Below are 17,454 nucleotides of genomic sequence, written 5' to 3' on the forward strand. Positions count from 1 at the left end.
AGTTACGTCAATACGGACCGCAGCCGCACCCCCCGCCCGATATGCCGGAAATTCACGAGGTAGTTTCGACAGTGGCTGCCGCATCGGCCGCCACCGGTTTCCGTGAGAAGATCCGGTTTCAGGAAGACAATGGGGCCATGGCGCGCGGCAAACTTCGGATCTACCTCGGTGCGGCACCCGGCGTCGGCAAGACGTACGCGATGCTCTCCGAGGCGCACCGGCGCGTCGAACGGGGCACCGACTGCGTCATCGGCTTCGTCGAGCACCACGACCGCCCGCGCACCGAGACCATGCTGCATGGCCTCGAAGTGGTCCCGCGCCGCGAGATCGAGCACCGCGGGGCCGTCTTCACCGAGATGGACATCGACGCCGTCCTGGAGCGGGCCCCGGCCGTCGCCCTGGTCGACGAGCTGGCCCACACCAACGTGCCCGGCTCCCGCAACGCCAAGCGCTGGCAGGACGTCGAGGAACTCCTCCAGGCCGGCATCGACGTCGTCTCCACCGTCAACATCCAGCACCTGGAGTCCCTCGGCGACGTCGTCGAGTCCATAACCGGCGTACGCCAGCGCGAGACCGTGCCCGACGAGGTCGTCCGCCGGGCCGACCAGCTCGAACTGGTCGACATGTCGCCCCAGGCCCTGCGCCGCCGCATGGCCCACGGCAATATCTACAAGCCGGACCGGATCGACGCCTCGCTCTCCAACTACTTCCGCCCCGGCAACCTCACCGCCCTGCGCGAGCTGGCCCTCCTCTGGGTCGCCGACCGGGTCGACGAATACCTCCAGCAGTACCGGGGCGAGCACAACATCCGCACCACCTGGCAGGCCCGTGAGCGCATCGTCGTCGGCCTCACCGGGGGCCCCGAGGGCCGCACGCTCATCCGCCGCGCCGCCCGGATGGCGGCCAAGGGCTCGGGCAGTGAGATCCTCGCCGTCTACATCGCCCGCAGCGACGGACTGACCTCGGCCTCGCCCAAGGAGCTGGCCGTCCAGCGCACCCTCGTCGAGGACCTGGGCGGCACCTTCCACCACGTCATCGGCGACGACATACCCTCGGCGCTGCTGGAGTTCGCCCGGGGCGTCAACGCCACGCAGATCGTCCTCGGCTCCAGCCGCCGCAAGACCTGGCAGTACATCTACGGACCCGGCGTCGGCGCCACCGTCGCCCGCGAGTCCGGCACCGACCTCGACGTCCACATCGTCACCCACGACGAGGTCGCCAAGGGCCGGGGGCTGCCCATAGCCCGGGGTGCCCGCCTCGGCCGGGCCCGCATCATCTGGGGCTGGGCGGTCGGCGTCGGCGGGCCCGTCCTCCTCGCCGTGCTCCTCAAGTCCCTGGAGTCCGGCCCCGGGCTCGCCAACGACGTCCTGCTCTTCCTCTTCATGACCGTCGCCGCCGCCCTGGTCGGCGGACTGCTGCCCGCCCTCGCCGCGGCAGCCGCCGGCTCCCTGCTCCTGAACTACTGGTTCACCCCGCCCACCCACACCCTGACCGTCCAGGACCCGGAGAACCTGGTCGCCATCGTGATCTTCTTCGCGGTGGCGGTCGCGGTGGCCTCCGTGGTCGACCTCGCCGCCCGCCGCACCCACCAGGCCGCCCGGCTGCGCGCGGAGTCCGAGATCCTCTCGTTCCTGGCCGGCAGCGTGCTGCGCGGCGAGACCACCCTGGCCGCGCTCCTGGACCGGGTCCGCGAGACCTTCGGCATGGGTTCCGTCGCCCTGCTGGAGCGGCGCAGCGACGTCGACCCCTGGACGTGCGCCGGCAGCGTCGGCCCGGCCCCGGCCGCCCGGCCCGAGGACGCCGACGTGGACATGCCCGTCGGCGACCACATGGCCCTGGCCCTGTCCGGCCGGGTGCTGCCCGCCGAGGACCGCCGGGTGCTCGGCGCGTTCGCCGCCCAGGCCGCCGTCGTCCTGGACCGCCAGCGCCTGGTCGACGAGGCCGAGGAGGCCCGCAGACTCGCCGAGGGCAACCGCATCAGGACCGCGCTCCTGGCCGCCGTCAGCCACGACCTGCGCACCCCGCTGGCCGCGATCAAGGCCGCCGTCTCCTCCCTGCGCTCCGACGACGTCGCCTGGTCCGACGACGACGAGGCGGAACTCCTCGAAGGCATCGAGGCCGGCGCCGACCGCCTCGACCACCTCGTCGGCAACCTCCTGGACATGTCCCGCCTCCAGACCGGCACCGTGACCCCGCTGATCCGGGAGATCGACCTCGACGAGGTGGTGCCCATGGCGCTCGGCGGCGTCCCCGAGGACAGCGTCGACCTGGACATCCCCGAGACGCTGCCCATGGTCGCCGTCGACCCCGGACTCCTGGAGCGGGCCGTCGCCAACATCGTGGAGAACGCCGTCAAGTACAGCCCCGACGGCGACCGCGTCACCGTCGCGGCCAGCGCGCTCGGCGCCCGCGTCGAACTCCGGGTCACCGACCGCGGCCGGGGCGTCCCCGACGAGGGCAAGGAGCGCATCTTCGAGCCGTTCCAGCGCTACGGCGACGCCCCGCGCGGCGCCGGAGTCGGCCTCGGCCTCGCGGTGGCCCGCGGATTCGCCGAGTCCATGGGCGGCACGCTCGACGCCGAGGACACCCCCGGCGGCGGCCTCACGATGGTCCTCACCCTCAAGGCGGCACCGGGCCACGCCCCGGCCGCCCCCGGCCTGCCCGCACGGGTCACCTCATGACACGCGAAGACCTCCCCGTGACGACGTACACCCAGCAGAAAGGCAGGACCGCGATGACCCGGGTGCTAGTGGTCGAGGACGAGCCGCAGATCGTACGCGCCCTCGTGATCAACCTGAAGGCGCGCAAGTACGAGGTGGACGCCGCGCCCGACGGGGCCACCGCCCTCCAGCTCGCCGCCGCCCGCCACCCCGACGTCGTCGTCCTCGACCTCGGGCTGCCCGACATGGACGGCGTCGACGTGATCAGGGGCCTGCGCGGCTGGACGCGGGTGCCGATCCTGGTGCTCTCGGCCCGCCACACCTCCGACGAGAAGGTCGAGGCGCTGGACGCGGGGGCCGACGACTACGTGACCAAGCCGTTCGGCATGGACGAGCTGCTGGCCAGGCTGCGGGCCGCCGTCCGACGCGCCGAGCCGGTCGGCCAGGACGGGGGCGACCAGGTCGTCATCGTGGAGACCGAGGGCTTCACCGTCGACCTCGCCGCCAAGAAGGTCCACCGCGAGGGCAAGGACGTACGGCTCACGCCCACCGAGTGGCACCTGCTGGAGGTCCTCGTCCGCAACGGCGGCCGCCTCGTCAGCCAGCGCCAGCTGCTCCAGGAGGTCTGGGGGCCCTCGTACGGCACCGAGACGAACTACCTGCGCGTCTACATGGCACAGCTGAGGCGCAAGCTGGAGGCCGACCCCTCCCACCCCCGCCACTTCGTCACCGAACCCGGCATGGGTTACCGCTTCGAGCGCGCCTGAAACCGGCTCGCCCGGCGTGTCCGGGTCCCCCGTACGGGTGAGACGGCGGCCACCCGCGACGACCTCGCGGGACCGGTACCCTTCGGGTATGAGTGCTGTTCCCCGATTCGAGAAGCCCCGCAAGGGCGAGCGGCCGTCCGGGCGCTTCCGGCGGATGCTCGACCGGCTTTCCAGCTCCCAGGAGGACCTGGAGTGCGAGGAGCTGGAGGAGGACTCGCAGGCTTCGGGGTGCACCCGGATCTCCGAATGCACCGACCGCCAGATCGTGAAGGTCACTGGTACCTTGCGGACGGTCACCCTGCGACCGCGCGCCGGAGTGCCCGCCCTGGAGGCGGAGCTCTTCGACGGCACCGCACCGCTCGACGTGGTCTGGCTCGGCCGCCGCTCCATCGTGGGCATAGAGCCCGGCCGCAAGCTCATCGCCTCCGGCCGGATCGCCATGAGCCACGGCCGCCGGGTGCTGTTCAACCCCAAATACGAACTCCGACCGCTCGGCAAGGAGTAGCCGGTGACGTCTCTCGACAAGCCGACGTCCGAAACGGACCGCACCACCGACCAGCAGGAGGCCGACAGCAGGGCGGTCACCGAGGCCGCGCTCTTCGAGGCCTTCGGCGGCGTGAGGGGCATGGTGGAGACGGTCCTGCCGGGCCTGCTCTTCGTCACGATCTTCACCATCGACAAGAACCTCACCCACTCGGCCGTCGCCGCTCTCGCGGTGTCGCTGGCCCTCGTGGCCGTCCGGCTGATCCGCAAGGACACCGTCAAGCACGCCTTCAGCGGCGTCTTCGGTGTGGCCTTCGGCGTGGTCTTCGCCAAGATGACCGGCAACGCCAAGGACTTCTACCTCCCGGGCATGCTCTACACCCTCGGGCTCGCCCTGGCGTACCTGGTCAGCACAGTCGCCGGCCTGCCTCTGATCGGCCTCATCCTGGGCCCGGTGTTCAAGGAGAACCTCTCCTGGCGCACCCGTAACCCCGGCCGCAAGAAGGCGTACGCCAAGGCCAGCTACGCCTGGGGACTGATCCTGCTCGCCAAGTGCGCGATCCTCTTCCCGCTGTACTGGTGGGCCGACACCACCCAGCTCGGCTGGGTGCTGGTCGCCCTGAAGATCCCGCCCTTCCTGCTGGCGGTCTACCTGACCTGGGTCTTCCTCGCCAAGGCACCGCCGCCCATCGACGTCTTCGCCGAGATGGAGGCCGAGGAAGAGGCCGAGAAGGCCCGCAAGGCGGCCGCCGCCGAAGCGGCCAGGGGCCAGGAGTTCTGAGACGTACGAGAGGGGCCTGTCACCGCCACCGGCGGCAACAGGCCCCTCTCGCATGTCCCGGCTACTTCTCCGGATCGCCCTGCCGCACCGACAGCAGGTCCTCCAGCTGCTCCTCGCGCGCCTGCGCGGCCACGAACAGCAGCTCGTCACCGGCCTCCAGGCTCTCCTCCGGGCTCGGCGTCAGCACCCGCTGGCCCCGGATGATCGTCACCAGCGAGGTGTCCTCCGGCCAGGCGACCTCCCCGACCTGCGTACCCGCCAGCGCCGACTCCGGCGGCAGCGTCAGCTCGACCAGGTTCGCGTCGCCGTGGCTGAAGCGCAGCAGCCGGACCAGATCGCCGACGCTCACCGCCTCCTCCACCAGCGCCGACATCAGACGCGGCGTGGAGACCGCGACATCGACGCCCCACGACTCGTTGAACAGCCACTCGTTCTTCGGGTTGTTCACCCGGGCGACGACCCGCGGCACGCCGTACTCGGTCTTCGCCAGCAGCGAGACGACCAGGTTCACCTTGTCGTCACCGGTCGCCGCGATCACGACGTTGCAGCGCTGCAGCGCCGCCTCGTCCAGCGACGTGATCTCACAGGCATCCGCCAGCAGCCACTCGGCCATCGGCACCCGCTCCACCGAAATGGCGGTCGGCGCCTTGTCGACGAGCAGCACCTCGTGCCCGTTCTCCAGCAGCTCGCCCGCGATGGAACGTCCCACCGCACCGGCCCCGGCAATCGCGACACGCATCAGTGACCGCCCTCCTCGGGGCCCTCGGCGAAGGCCGCCTCGACCTTCGCGATCTCGTCCGTCCGCATCATCACGTGGACGAGGTCGCCCTCCTGCAGCACCGTCTGCGACGACGGCAGAATCGCTTCGCCCAAGCGGGTGAGGAAGGCGACGCGCACGCCCGTCTCCTCCTGGAGCGTGCTGATCTTGTGGCCGATCCAGGACGGCGTGGTGTGCACCTCCGCGAGCTGCACCCCGCCGCTCGGGTCCCGCCACAGCGGCTCAGCGCCCGAGGGCAGCAGCCGGCGCAGCATCTGGTCCGCGGTCCAGCGGACGGTGGCGACCGTCGGAATGCCCAGCCGCTGATACACCTCGGCGCGCCGGGGGTCGTAGATCCGGGCCGCGACGTTCTCGATGCCGAACATCTCGCGCGCCACCCGGGCCGCGATGATGTTGGAGTTGTCGCCGCTGCTCACCGCCGCGAACGCGCCGGCCTCCTCGATCCCCGCCTCACGCAGGGTGTCCTGGTCGAAACCGACCCCGGTCACGCGACGCCCGCCGAACCCGGAGCCGAGGCGCCGGAACGCCGTGGGGTCCTGGTCGATGACGGCGACCGTGTGCCCCTGCTGCTCCAGGGTCTGCGCGAGAGCGGCTCCCACTCGCCCGCAGCCCATGATGACGATGTGCACCTTGCGCCTACCTCGCAGTCCTGGTCGTCCGGCTGACCTGCGAAAACACCCTGCTCACACTCTTTCCTCGGCTGGCCGGGCAAACAACGGGGCAACGGTGTGTCCCGTCGCCCGGTTACGAGCTTATGCGGCGGCGGTTGCGTTGCCTCATCCGAGTGTGCGCATCGCGGGGCCGCCGGGGCAAAGACGACGTGGCGCGGGCCACTTCGCACCCCTTCCCCGGCGGGCGCGGCGCAAGGATTGCGTTAAGGATTCCGCGGCGTTTCGGTCCGAGTGCAGGAGATTGGCGGGCCACGCCGCCCGTGCGGGGGCGGGGCCCATACGGAACCCTTACGATCCTCAGCGTGTCCAAACTGACCGACGTGCCCAAACGGATCCTGATCGGACGGGCCCTGCGCAGCGACAAGCTGGGGGAGACGCTCCTCCCCAAGCGCATCGCACTCCCCGTCTTCGCATCCGACCCGCTGTCCTCGGTGGCGTACGCACCCGGAGAAGTCCTCCTCGTGCTCTCCATCGCGGGTGTGTCGGCCTACCACTTCAGCCCCTGGATCGCGGTCGCGGTCGTGGTCCTGATGTTCACGGTCGTCGCCTCCTACCGGCAGAACGTGCACGCCTACCCGAGCGGCGGCGGCGACTACGAGGTCGCCACCACCAACCTCGGCCCCAAGGCCGGCCTGACCGTGGCCAGCGCACTGCTGGTCGACTACGTCCTGACCGTCGCCGTGTCGATCGCCTCCGGCGTCGAGAACCTGGGCTCGGCGGTCCCCTTCGTCGTCGAGCACAAGACGGGGTGCGCGGTCGCGGCCATCGTGCTGCTGACCCTGATGAACCTGCGCGGGGTGAAGGAGTCCGGCAAGCTCTTCGCCATCCCCACCTACCTCTTCGTGGCCGGCGTCTTCATCATGATCATCTGGGGCGCCTTCCGCGGACTCGTCCTCGGCGACACCATGCACGCCCCGACCTCCGGATACACGATCAAGCCCGAGCACCAGGGGCTGGCCGGTTTCGCCCTCGTCTTCCTGCTGCTGCGCGCCTTCTCCTCCGGCTGTGCGGCGCTCACCGGCGTCGAGGCGATCAGCAACGGCGTGCCCGCGTTCCGCAAGCCGAAGAGCAAGAACGCCGCGACCACGCTGGCGATGATGGGCCTGCTCGCCGTCACCATGTTCTGCGGCATCATCGGGCTGGCCATGGCCACCGACGTCAAGATGGCCGAGAACCCGGCGAAGGACCTGATCAGCAACGGCCGGCCGGTCGGCGCGGGCTTCGTCCAGGACCCGGTCATCTCGCAGGTCGCGGCCGCGGTCTTCGGCGACGGCACGTTCTTCTTCGTGATCCTCGCCGCCGCCACCGCCCTCGTCCTCTTCCTGGCCGCGAACACCGCGTACAACGGCTTCCCGCTGCTCGGCTCGATCCTGGCCCAGGACCGCTACCTGCCCCGCCAGCTGCACACCCGCGGCGACCGGCTCGCCTTCTCCAACGGCATCGTCCTGCTGGCCGGCGCGGCGATCCTGCTGGTCGTGATCTACGGTGCCGACTCGACCCGGCTCATCCAGCTGTACATCGTCGGCGTGTTCGTCTCCTTCACGCTCAGCCAGACCGGCATGGTCCGGCACTGGAACCGGCACCTCGCCGTGGAGAAGGACCAGGCCAAGCGCCGCCACATGATCCGCTCCCGGGCGATCAACACCTTCGGCGCCTTCTTCACCGGCCTCGTGCTCGTCGTCGTCCTCGCCACGAAGTTCACCCACGGCGCCTGGGTCGCGCTGCTCGGCATGGTGATCTTCTTCGGCACGATGACCGCGATCCGCAGGCACTACGACCGGGTCGCCGAGGAGATCTCCGCCGACGAGACCGCCCCGGACGAGTCGATCCGCCCCTCCCGGGTCCACTCGATCGTCCTGGTCTCCAAGCTCCACCGCCCCACCCTGCGCGCGCTCGCCTACGCCAAGCTGATCCGCACGGACCACCTGGAGGCGCTCTCCATCAGCGTCGACCCGGCCGAGACGAAGGCCCTCAGGGAGGACTGGGAGCGGCGCGGCATCAACGTACCGCTGAAGATCCTCGACTCCCCGTACCGCGAGGTGACCCGCCCGGTCATCGAGTACGTCAAGGGCCTGCGCCGGGAGAGCCCGCGCGACGTCGTGAGCGTCTACATCCCCGAGTACGTCGTCGGCCACTGGTACGAGCACCTGCTGCACAACCAGAGCGCCCTCAGGCTCAAGGGCCGGCTGCTCTTCACCCCCGGGGTGATGGTCACCTCGGTCCCGTACCAGCTGGAATCCTCCGAGGCCGCCAAGAAGCGCGCCCGCAGGCGCGCCGACTGGAGTGCCCCTGGCTCCGTGCGCCGCGGCCCGGTGGAGCGCAGGCAGAAGGAACCGACGCCGAAGGGCTGAGACCGGGGGCCGCCGCGTGTGGTCGGCGGGCGGGCGACACCCACGTAGACTCGTAGGTTGTTGTCCGGCCGCCGGCCGTCCCCTTCCCTCCCTGGAGCCATCCCCTCATGCAGAACGAATCCACGTCGCCGCAGACCGGGGAGACCGAGCCGGAGTCGCTGGTCGGGCGGGAGTACGAGGTCGAGGTCGGCCCGGTCGCACACGGCGGCCACTGCATCGCGCGGACGGACGAGGGCCGCGTGCTGTTCGTACGCCACACCCTGCCCGGCGAGAAGGTCGTCGCCCGGATCACCGACGGCTCCGAGGACTCGCGCTTCCTGCGCGCCGACGCGGTGGAAATCATCGACGCGTCCAAGGACCGGGTGCCGGCCCCCTGCCCGTTCGCCGGCCCCGGCAAGTGCGGCGGCTGCGACTGGCAGCACGCCAAGCCCGGCGCCCAGCGCCGCCTCAAGGGCGAGGTCATCGCCGAACAGCTCCAGCGCCTCGCGGGCCTCACCCCCGAGGAGGCGGGCTGGGACGGCACGGTCATGCCGGCCGAGGGCGACAAGCTCCCCGCGGGCGAGGTGCCCGCCTGGCGCACGCGAGTCCAGTACGCCATCGACGAGGACGGCCGCGTCGGCCTGCGCAAGCACCGCTCGCACGACATCGAGATCATCGACCACTGCATGATCGCCGCGCCGGGCGTCTCCGAGCTGGGCGTCGAGCAGCAGGACTGGCCCCGGATGGCCACGGTCGAGGCCATCGCCGCCACCGGCTCCCACGACCGTCAGGTCATCCTGACCCCCCGCCCGGGTGGCCGCCTTCCCCTGGTCGAGCTGGACAAGCCGGTCTCCGTCCTGCGCGTCGACGAACGCGACGGCGGCGTCCACCGCGTCCACGGCCGCGGCTTCGTCCGCGAACGCGCCGACGACCGCACGTACCGCGTCGGCTCCGGCGGCTTCTGGCAGGTCCACCCCCAGGCCGCGAACACCCTGGTCCGCGCGGTCATGCAGGGCCTCCTGCCCCGCAAGAACGACACCGCCCTCGACCTCTACTGCGGCGTCGGCCTCTTCGCCGGCGCCATCGGCCAGCGCATCGGCGAGAAGGGCGCGGTCCTCGGTATCGAGTCCGGCAAGCGCGCGGTCGAGGACGCCCGCCACAACCTGGCGGACCTGGACCGCGTCCGCATCGAACACGGCAAGGTCGACCAGGTCCTGCCCCGCACCGGCATCACCGAATGCGACCTCATCGTCCTGGACCCGCCCCGCGCGGGCGCCGGCAAGTCCACGGTGAAGCAGCTGGTGAGCCTCGGCGCGCGCCGTATCGCCTATGTGGCGTGCGACCCGGCGGCGCTGGCCCGGGACATCTCGTACTTCGCGGAGGGCGGCTACCGGGTGCGGACGCTGCGGGCGTTCGATCTGTTTCCGATGACGCACCATGTGGAGTGCGTGGCGATTCTCGAACCTGTCGCAAAGGGCGCCTGACCTGCAGGTTTGGGTAGTGTGTGCTATCTGCATTGTGGGCGTTACGGGCGATATGCTGACGCTGAAATGACGCCCTTCGAGGCATCTTGACGCTCATTTGACGCCTGTTCTGATGGGGTGTCAGGCGAGCCATCGGGCAGGTCAGGCCCTCTCAGGGGGGCGTATATCGAGGGGGTGCGACGCTCTGCGCGGAGCTGCTGGCTCCCGATGGTCAGTTGTGGGTCTGCCGCACCTTTAGGTGACAGGTTCAGTCACGCGGCATGGAGGGCCGGTGTGGTCATGACGGATTCGTATTCGACGGGTGTGAGCCGGTTGGGGGCGGCTTGTCGGCGGCGTTGGCGGTAGGTCCGCTCGATCCAGGTCACGATGGCGATGCGGAGTTCCTCGCGGGTGGCCCCGGTGCGTCGGTCGAGGACGTTCTTCTGCAGCAGGCTGAAGAAGGACCCCATGGCCGCGTTGTCGCCGGCCGCCCCGACTCTCCCTGTTGAGCCGACCTTCTGGTGGCGGCCGGGCACTTGGACGAGTTTCCTTGATCGAAATTGTGATCCTCTGTCGCTGTGCAGGATGCATCCGGCGACGTCCTGGCGCCGGGCGACGGCGTTGTCCAGGGCGGTCACGGCCAGCCGGGACTTCATCCGTGCGTCGATGGAGTAGCCCACGATCCGGTTACTGAAGACGTCCTTGACCGCGCAGAGATAGAGCTTGCCCTCGCCGGTGGGGTGTTCAGTGATCTCCGTGAGCCAGAGCAGGTTCGGGCCGGTCGCGGTGAAGGCCCGGTTGACCAGGTCGTCGTGGACCGGCGGGCCCGCCTTCTTCGTCCGGCCGCGTTTTTTTTGCCGAACACGCTCCACCACTGGTTGTTTCGGCAGATCCGCCACGCGGTGCGGCCGGCCATGACCGCTCCGGCGTCGCGGGCCTCGTCGGCCAGGAAGCGGTAGCCGAACTCCGGGTCGTCGCGGTGGGCGGAGAACAGCGCGTGCGCGCGATGCGCCTCGGCGAGCCTTGGCTGGAGTCACCGGGTCGTCGAGCCAGCGGTAGTAGGGCTGTCTGGCGAGCTTCAGCCCCCGGCACGCGACCGCGACGGGCATCCCATCACCGGTAGACGTCGCAATCCACACCGAACCCGGCAGGCCCTCACTCGTTTAAGATCGCTCCACCGTGAACCCTGTCACCAACCTCCGTGGACAGAACACCTAGCCCATCTGCGGTGTGACGACACGTATACGCAGCTGGCGGCCGGATTCGGCATCGGGATCGCCACCGTGTGCCGCTTCGTACGTGAAGCGATCGACGTCCTGGCCGCACTCGCTTCCACGCTCAACGACGCTATGGTGACGACCTGTTCGAAGACATACGGGATCCTCGACGGCACCGTGCTGCCGATCGGTCCTACTATTCGGCATGAAGCGGCACCACGGCGCGAACGTCCAGGTGCTGACCGATCCGTTCGGCCAACTGCTGCCAACTGCTGTGGGCTTCGCCCGCACTGCCCGACGCAACACATGACCCAGCGGCACGCGGTCACGGCATCATCGACGCCCCGACCGACGCCGACCTCAAGTGCTTGGCCGGTAAGGCGTATCAGGGCGCGGCCCGCAACGTTCGCGTTACGTTCAAGGGGCGCCGCCTCAAGCGGTGGCAACGACGCTACTACAACACCCATGCCAAGATCCGCTACGTCAGCGAGCAGGCCATGGCCACGCTCAAGAACTGGCGCCTCCTGCGCAATCGGGTCTACTTCCGGTCAATCGGCCAGATGCGCGTTGTGGCCAACTTGCGCCACTGCGTGCCCGCCATCGGCTCCGTGCGCTGCGACGTCTCTGCTAGGACTGCCCTTTCCGGCGCCATTTTGTCACGCGGAGTGACCGATTCCTCACCTGAAGAAATTTCTCATTCCGGTATGTGGCAAATCCTTTCGATTGCGGACCTTGCTGCCCGCGCGGACTCTGATGTGTCAAATATGCCGTGGAAGCCTGCAGTCGAGGTATGCGGGCGCAGCGATCTTGGGGGAACGGGTTGGACATCATGCAGGTCGCGGGGGTTGGGGCTGCAGCGCTGGTCACCGACATGGCCAAGAGCACATGGGATTCGGTGAGGGCGGGGGTGCGACGGCTGTTGCGCCGGGACGGGGAGCAAGGCTCTGCGCAGGTGCTGCAGCTCGTCGATGCTGCCCGGCAGCAGCTGATCGATTCCCCGGCTGGCGAGAGGGAGGCAGTAGAGGAGCGCCTGCGCGGTGAGCTCATGATCCAGCTGGCAGCCTTCCTGCAGCGCCATCCTGACGCGGCATCTGAGTTACAGGAATTGGCGGAGCAGTCCCAAGGCGCGGACGACAATGCCGGCGCCCGGACAAACGTGCACCACAACACCAACAGTCAGGTGGTCATCTCGGGTGGCGCGATCAATGCCTCAGGTGGTTTCCACTACCGTGCGCCGGAGGCGGGCCAGTGAGCGAGACGAACGCCTTCGGCCCCGTCCCGCCAGTTCCGCCCCCTCCTGGCCCCCCTGCGCCACCCGCCACCGCGCCGGAGCCCGGATTCCGGGTGGACGTGGGCAACAACCAGAACTCGAAGATCATCGTGGCGGCCGGTTCCGTGACGATGAACAACAAGCCCCAGCTACCAGTGGCGGACATCCCCCAGGCCGAGCTGGACGTGGTGGAACTGGCCTGGGTGGACTTGAGCGCCCGCGACGAGAAGGTCCGCACCGCGGACGAGGCGATCGAGCGCCTGACCCGCGAGGGGCCACGGATCGCTGTCGTGGCCGGCCAGGTGGGCTACGGCAAGCGCACGGCAGGAATCAAAGCCTTGGCCAGCATCTCCCTGCGGGAGCAGGACCTTCGAGGCAAGCCCCTCACCCTGCAGGAGATCCGCCCCGACTGGGAGCGGCCCGCTTCCCCTGATATCTCAGTACTGCCCGACGAGCCGGGACGCGGCTACCTGCTGGACGTCGCGGCGGAGATCGCGGCATGGAGCAACCCCGGCAATGTGGCCGAACAGCTGCTCAGCTACGCGGAGAAACTCCTCTACGTGGGCTCGTACCTGGTGGTGATCGCCGACGACCACGGGTGGCCGGACGACTCGGGCACGATGGCCCGCGCGGTCGTCCGTGCAACGACCCGGCCGTCCGCACACCGTGTGGCGAAAGCGCATCTGGAGACTGTTTTCCGCAAGCCGGACCGGGTGCGATGGCTGAGCAGCGTCGCCGGGGGCACCGAACAGACAGGCTCGGCCACCCACCTCCTCAACGACAGCAGTCGGCCCGCCGACGGCGTCCGACTGGCCGCCGTACTCGCCGAAGCCGACGAGACGACAGAGGGACTCAGAACAGCTCTGGGCACGTTTCAGGAATGGCACAAGGACGTCCAACGCGTCTTCAAGGACACCAACGAGGACCCGGAAGATCGGGCGCTGCTCGTCTCCTCCCTCTTCCTTGACCGCAAGGACGCCCTGACCATTCAAAGCGGCGCGCGGATCCTGCTGAAGGAACCCCAGAACACTAACGTGCGCGCCATTTTGACCGGCCCGGATCTGACCACCCGACTGCAAAAGATGGGAGCGCAGGTCACTGGCCGGACGGTCACCCTCGAACACAGGCCCGGCTATGCGCGCGCGGTCCTGCTCCACTTGTGGCAGCAGCGCGCCGACATTCACCCGCCCCTGCTGGAGTGGCTCGACACCGTCACCGCACCCAAGGGTCTCGCAGCCGACCGGCTGCGCGAGATCGGCGACCTTCTTGTCGAACTGGCCATCGCCGAGAACGACATCCGTGTCATCAACCAGATCCACGCCTGGATCGACAACGGAGACAACAGCACCGAGCACCGCAAGCTGATCGCTCGAGTCCTCACCATCGCGGCCGAGTCCGACACCCTCGGCGCCGCAGTCCGCTCCCTACTGCTGGACTCCGCGCAAGAGCCGTCACCAGCGGTAGCCACCGTCGTTGCTCTGGTCTGCCAGGGCGAGTTCGCCGAGCACTACCCACGCCAGTCCCTCGTACGGCTGCGGCACATCCTGGATCGCACCGTGACAGACGAGGCCGTTCTCGCAGCCCAGGACGCGCTACGGGACATCGCCGCCCGCGAGAACCAGTTGCCGCGCGTGTGGAGCACGGTCATCAAGTGGGCCACCGAGAAGAAACATCTGGGCGGGCACCGCGCCTTCCTGTCCCTGCTGGACCCCAGCATCGACCCCTACGTCCTGCAAGTCATGCTCGCGGCCGCCCAGCAGGACCCCGACGTCAAGGACGCCCTGGTGGAGGGCTGGAACGTCGCCTTGGCCGACTCTCGGGTAGATACGGAATGCCGCGCACTCCTCGTCGCATGGGCCCGCGCACGAGAGGCAGCGCAGGTACCAGAAGAGACCGTCACCGACATCCTCAATGACGTCGTGGTGCAGCACCTGTACTCCACCCCCATCTCCGCACTCATCTTCGGAGAACCGGGCGTGGCCAACGATGCGGCCGTCATCGAACTGCGCAAGGATCTCAGGCTGCCGCCTCAGCTGGCAGCGGCCCTGTCCGACGAGCCCTCACCCGCGAGGTCCTGACGGTGCCCTTCACCCGATGGGCCCGGCGTCGCACCCGCATACGGGTGAGACGCGGGCTGACCCGCTTCGACGCCCGGCTGAGCTCTACCTGCCCTGGCATCGGCTTCACCTGTCGGATCACCGCCCATGTCCTGACCGAACCTCCGTTCCCAGACACAGATGCGGCGATCGTCAGCGCGATCCGGACGGCCCTGCGCACGACGGCTGCCGAAGTATCTGCCACCTGCGACCCGGCAGACACTGCAATGGCACACGACAAGATCGAAGAACACCTGCGCCAGGAGCGCAGACTGCCAACCGAACCACCCGTTATCTACCGCGCCGAACTCACCCTCGGCCTCCTGCCCGACGACCAGTCGGCAGTGGGAGCCCTCCTTTCCGCGCAGCGCAAGCAGGCAACGGCTGACATCCTGCGCCAACAGAAGACGAGGGCCATCGCGATAGAACTCTCAGAACCAGCCGCTCTGCTGGTCCGCTGGCTCGAACGCGAAGACGCCGACTGGTCGAAGATCCCCTCGCTCGTCGGGGAGGTAACGAAGGCCGCGGAAGTATTCGCGCAATACCGCCCGGAGCACGAGCGAACGGTCGAGCACCAGGCCCTCGAGGTCCTGCGCGAATTCCTCACCAGCTTCCCTGACTACGCCCAGAAGCACATGCTCTACACCCTCCTGGCAGCTGGCATGGATAGCGCCCAGCGCCCCCACCACGCGGCGAAAGCCAAGGCCCTCCTCAACGGTTATGCACCGCCCGACGTACCGAGCGGCACATGAACTTCACCATGCGCACGCCCAGACGCGGTCGACACGGGCGTCGTGGATGAGTACTTCCTTATGGCGGTGTCTGCTCGCACCGCGCACCAGCTGGTGCGCATGGCATCTGACCCGCGCATCCAACGGCACCCTCACGTTCGACACAGCCTGGAGGCGCGCCCGCATCGATCGCCACCCCGACGAGATGCCCTACCGTCACCACGGCCATCAGCCGGAGACCACTTGTACACAGCAACCCCGCCTTCCTGATGGGTAGAGTTCACGCCACACCTGGGTGCGGGCGTCGGCCCGCCGGGTGGGCGGGGCGACCGGGCCGGTTCCGAGAAGTACTGCTCGCGTGGCACGGATCAGTGCATGGGAGAGCCCCATGAATGTCCCGCTCGACCATTTGGCGAGCCCTCCGCCGTCGACCGGTTCGACGAAAGCCCGCTTGCGTTCCCAGTCGATGAAGGTCACCTGCCAGCTCGGCCGGCGCGCTTCGGTGGCCCGCTCGGCACGGAGAAGGCAGATCGTGTGAGGATGCGATCACTGCGGCAGTTGCGTTTCACGCCGGGCGGCAAGCGGGGTGTCCGCGGACGCTTTCCGACCACGCACGACTCCGCCGGCGCATCCTGCTCGGCTGAAGCCCGGGCAGTTTCGACCAACGCCTACGAAGATCTTGGAGACCCAAGATCAAGAAACTTCCCGTACTGCTGGTAGTCGTCGTCTGCTTCAGCAGTTTGGTTGCGACCGGACTTCTGGTCCTGACGGAAAGCTGGGCGGTTCCCGTCAGATCTTGATCACCGTGACTCGTGTCCCGCAGAGGGTGGTGAGGTCCTCCGGGTCAGCGGTGAGCACGGTGGTGGGGCCGGGGGCGGCGAGTGCGGTCGCGGCGAGCATGGCGTCGATGGCGTATTTGTGGCCGTGGAGCCCGGCGTCGGCGAGGAGCGTGGCGGCGTGCCGGGCGAGCGGGTCGGTGACCGGTTCCACGACCAGCCGGGAGAGGGTCCACTCCAGGGCAGGGCGGTTGATCCGGGGGTGAATGACCTCGACCAGGGTGGCCGCGGAGGTAACGACCCGGAGATCATCGGCGCGGGCGAGGGCGAGCCAGGCCGTGACCGTGCGGTCGCGCAAGACAGCCTTCGCCAGCCCTTCGCTGTCCAGGACGAGGGTGCCGCCCGGTACCGCGGGGGAGGTGCGGGTCACGCGGCGTCCGCCCGGCCCGAGCCCTGCTGCTGCCGGGCTTGGTGGAGCTCGTCGCGCAGGGCCTGGATCTCCTCGTCGGTGACGGGGCCGTGCTCCGCCTCGGCGACGGCGATGAGCTCGTTGAGATTGTCGCGCTCGACCTGACGGGCGACCGCTGCGGCGACGTAGGCGGAGAGGCCGGAAGGTCCGCTGCGGTCGCGGGCGGCCTCGGCGATGTCCCGCGGCATGGTGATGGAGTACTTGCTGGTAGCTTCACTCATGCCACCTATCCTACCGCTGGCGCTCCTTGTGGCTTCGGAGCCGTTCGGGCTGCGTGATCAGGCAAGTCCTTCCGAGCTCTGGGCGCCCGCGTCGTCCGTGTAGCTGACACGTCACTGCCTGCCGCCGTGGTGATCCGTGACGCTCGTTTGACGCTAAGGGCGCGTACCGGGTGTGATTTTGAAACGCGTACCGGCTCTGACCTGCATGTCTTTCCGAGTAGTCGAAATTCGATCTCTTCTCGATGACGCATCATGTGGAGTGCGTGGCGATTCTGGAGCCGGTCGCTAAGGGCGCCTGACCTGCCTTTTGGCTCGGGCGCGGGCCGTCGGGTGTGCGCTGCGGGGTCCGGCGCCTCCTTGGGTGGTTGCCCGAGGAGGTCGCCGGCTCGCAGTGACGGGACGACGCTTCCGCCCCTGGTCGGCGCCGAACCGCGGTGATTCATTGCGCCACGGCTCAGATCGCGCGGTCCTCGATGCCGGCTCCGGCGGCGATTGCGGCGGCGGTTGCCACGGTGTCGCCGCTGATCAGGATGTCGGCCACCAGGTCGTCGTCGTAGTCCAGCCCGAATCTGTCGGCGATGAGGAACGAGATCTCGACGGCTGCCATGGAGTCGCCGCCCAGCTCGTGGAAGTTGTCGTCCCTGCCGACCTCGTCCAGATCGAGGACGCGGGCCCAGATCTCGGCGATGTGGGCCTCCAGCCTCGTCGCGGGGGGCAGGAACGGGCGGCCGGACTCGGGGC

General features: G+C 69.0%; 15 protein-coding genes and 1 pseudogene. 10 read left to right on the forward strand and 6 right to left on the reverse strand.

The genetic code is table 11. The annotated features are described in order from the left end of the window. The first annotated feature begins 137 nt into the window (after nucleotides 1–137). The 4 genes from EAO73_RS12025 to EAO73_RS12040 all read left to right on the forward strand — a co-directional run bounded on the left by EAO73_RS12025 (nucleotide 138) and on the right by EAO73_RS12040 (nucleotide 4,691). Entirely contained in the window at nucleotides 138–2,681 is a 2,544-nt protein-coding gene (locus EAO73_RS12025) for a sensor histidine kinase (protein WP_147971355.1), read from the forward strand. 53 nt (nucleotides 2,682–2,734) lie between these two features. Then, nucleotides 2,735–3,427: a response regulator gene (locus tag EAO73_RS12030; protein ID WP_147971530.1), complete on the forward strand. Its 693-nt coding sequence runs from the start codon at nucleotides 2,735–2,737 to the stop codon at nucleotides 3,425–3,427. 88 nt (nucleotides 3,428–3,515) lie between these two features. Further along, entirely contained in the window at nucleotides 3,516–3,932 is a 417-nt protein-coding gene (locus EAO73_RS12035) for an OB-fold nucleic acid binding domain-containing protein (RefSeq protein WP_191134001.1), read from the forward strand. A gap of 3 nt (nucleotides 3,933–3,935) precedes the next feature. Continuing rightward, complete coding sequence (locus EAO73_RS12040) at nucleotides 3,936–4,691, forward strand: DUF3159 domain-containing protein (protein ID WP_147971357.1); 756 nt, start codon at nucleotides 3,936–3,938, stop codon at nucleotides 4,689–4,691. Nucleotides 4,692–4,752: 61 nt separating this feature from the next. Here EAO73_RS12040 and EAO73_RS12045 read toward each other — a convergent pair whose 3' ends face one another. Both EAO73_RS12045 and EAO73_RS12050 read right to left on the reverse strand, forming a co-directional pair. Further along, nucleotides 4,753–5,430 (reverse strand): potassium channel family protein, encoded by a 678-nt coding sequence (locus EAO73_RS12045; RefSeq protein ID WP_147971358.1) that lies wholly within the window; start codon nucleotides 5,428–5,430, stop codon nucleotides 4,753–4,755. Continuing rightward, nucleotides 5,430–6,098 carry a potassium channel family protein gene (locus EAO73_RS12050; RefSeq protein ID WP_026242838.1) on the reverse strand — a complete coding sequence of 223 codons (669 nt, stop codon included), beginning with the start codon at nucleotides 6,096–6,098 and terminating at the stop codon, nucleotides 5,430–5,432. Before EAO73_RS12050 ends, EAO73_RS12045 begins: the two co-directional genes overlap by 1 nt. A gap of 344 nt (nucleotides 6,099–6,442) precedes the next feature. Here EAO73_RS12050 and EAO73_RS12055 point away from each other — a divergent pair, with 344 nt between their 5' ends. Both EAO73_RS12055 and EAO73_RS12060 read left to right on the forward strand, forming a co-directional pair. Continuing rightward, complete coding sequence (locus EAO73_RS12055) at nucleotides 6,443–8,491, forward strand: APC family permease (RefSeq protein WP_147971359.1); 2,049 nt, start codon at nucleotides 6,443–6,445, stop codon at nucleotides 8,489–8,491. A gap of 107 nt (nucleotides 8,492–8,598) precedes the next feature. Next, the gene (locus EAO73_RS12060) at nucleotides 8,599–9,954 is read left to right on the forward strand and encodes a class I SAM-dependent RNA methyltransferase (protein ID WP_147971360.1); all 1,356 of its coding nucleotides are present in this window, start codon (nucleotides 8,599–8,601) and stop codon (nucleotides 9,952–9,954) included. Nucleotides 9,955–10,205: 251 nt separating this feature from the next. On the opposite strand, the gene EAO73_RS12065 is transcribed toward EAO73_RS12060, so the two are convergent. Then, on the reverse strand, nucleotides 10,206–11,042 hold the full coding sequence (locus tag EAO73_RS12065) for an IS3 family transposase (RefSeq protein WP_147971361.1): 837 nt from the start codon (nucleotides 11,040–11,042) through the stop codon (nucleotides 10,206–10,208). Between the two features lie 105 nt (nucleotides 11,043–11,147). On the opposite strand from EAO73_RS12065, the pseudogene EAO73_RS36445 reads away from it, so the two are divergent. The 4 genes and pseudogenes from EAO73_RS36445 to EAO73_RS12085 all read left to right on the forward strand — a co-directional run. Beyond that, a pseudogene (locus tag EAO73_RS36445) lies at nucleotides 11,148–11,680 on the forward strand (transposase family protein); the annotation flags it as partial. A gap of 290 nt (nucleotides 11,681–11,970) precedes the next feature. Beyond that, nucleotides 11,971–12,402, forward strand: coding sequence for a hypothetical protein (locus tag EAO73_RS12075; RefSeq protein ID WP_147971362.1), 432 nt, complete (start codon nucleotides 11,971–11,973; stop codon nucleotides 12,400–12,402). 98 nt (nucleotides 12,403–12,500) lie between these two features. Then, entirely contained in the window at nucleotides 12,501–14,498 is a 1,998-nt protein-coding gene (locus tag EAO73_RS12080; RefSeq protein ID WP_147971363.1) for a hypothetical protein, read from the forward strand. A gap of 44 nt (nucleotides 14,499–14,542) precedes the next feature. Then, the gene (locus tag EAO73_RS12085) at nucleotides 14,543–15,268 is read left to right on the forward strand and encodes a hypothetical protein (RefSeq protein ID WP_147971364.1); all 726 of its coding nucleotides are present in this window, start codon (nucleotides 14,543–14,545) and stop codon (nucleotides 15,266–15,268) included. A gap of 768 nt (nucleotides 15,269–16,036) precedes the next feature. Here EAO73_RS12085 and EAO73_RS12095 read toward each other — a convergent pair. The 3 genes from EAO73_RS12095 to EAO73_RS12105 form a co-directional block, all read right to left on the reverse strand. Continuing rightward, nucleotides 16,037–16,453: a PIN domain-containing protein gene (locus EAO73_RS12095; protein WP_147971366.1), complete on the reverse strand. Its 417-nt coding sequence runs from the start codon at nucleotides 16,451–16,453 to the stop codon at nucleotides 16,037–16,039. Continuing rightward, nucleotides 16,450–16,713, reverse strand: a complete 264-nt coding sequence (locus tag EAO73_RS12100) for a CopG family transcriptional regulator (RefSeq protein WP_147971367.1) — start codon at nucleotides 16,711–16,713, stop codon at nucleotides 16,450–16,452. Before EAO73_RS12100 ends, EAO73_RS12095 begins: the two co-directional genes overlap by 4 nt. A 454-nt stretch (nucleotides 16,714–17,167) precedes the next feature. After that, on the reverse strand, nucleotides 17,168–17,454 hold a 287-nt coding region (locus EAO73_RS12105; protein WP_147971368.1), incomplete at its 5' end, for a phosphopantetheine-binding protein.

The organism is Streptomyces sp. col6 (assembly GCF_008042035.1).
Classification (GTDB): domain Bacteria; phylum Actinomycetota; class Actinomycetes; order Streptomycetales; family Streptomycetaceae; genus Streptomyces.

What these genes read in the sequence shown, in the direction of transcription:
- EAO73_RS12025 (WP_147971355.1), top strand. Translation starts at nt 138, where the DNA reads ATGGCGCGCGGCAAACTTCGGATCTACCTCGGTGCGGCACCCGGCGTC.
- EAO73_RS12030 (WP_147971530.1), top strand. Translation starts at nt 2,735, where the DNA reads ATGACCCGGGTGCTAGTGGTCGAGGACGAGCCGCAGATCGTACGCGCC.
- EAO73_RS12035 (WP_191134001.1), top strand. Translation starts at nt 3,516, where the DNA reads ATGAGTGCTGTTCCCCGATTCGAGAAGCCCCGCAAGGGCGAGCGGCCG.
- EAO73_RS12045 (WP_147971358.1), bottom strand. Translation starts at nt 5,430, where the DNA reads ATGCGTGTCGCGATTGCCGGGGCCGGTGCGGTGGGACGTTCCATCGCG.
- EAO73_RS12060 (WP_147971360.1), top strand. Translation starts at nt 8,599, where the DNA reads ATGCAGAACGAATCCACGTCGCCGCAGACCGGGGAGACCGAGCCGGAG.
- EAO73_RS12065 (WP_147971361.1), bottom strand. Translation starts at nt 11,042, where the DNA reads ATGCCCGTCGCGGTCGCGTGCCGGGGGCTGAAGCTCGCCAGACAGCCC.
- EAO73_RS12100 (WP_147971367.1), bottom strand. Translation starts at nt 16,713, where the DNA reads ATGAGTGAAGCTACCAGCAAGTACTCCATCACCATGCCGCGGGACATC.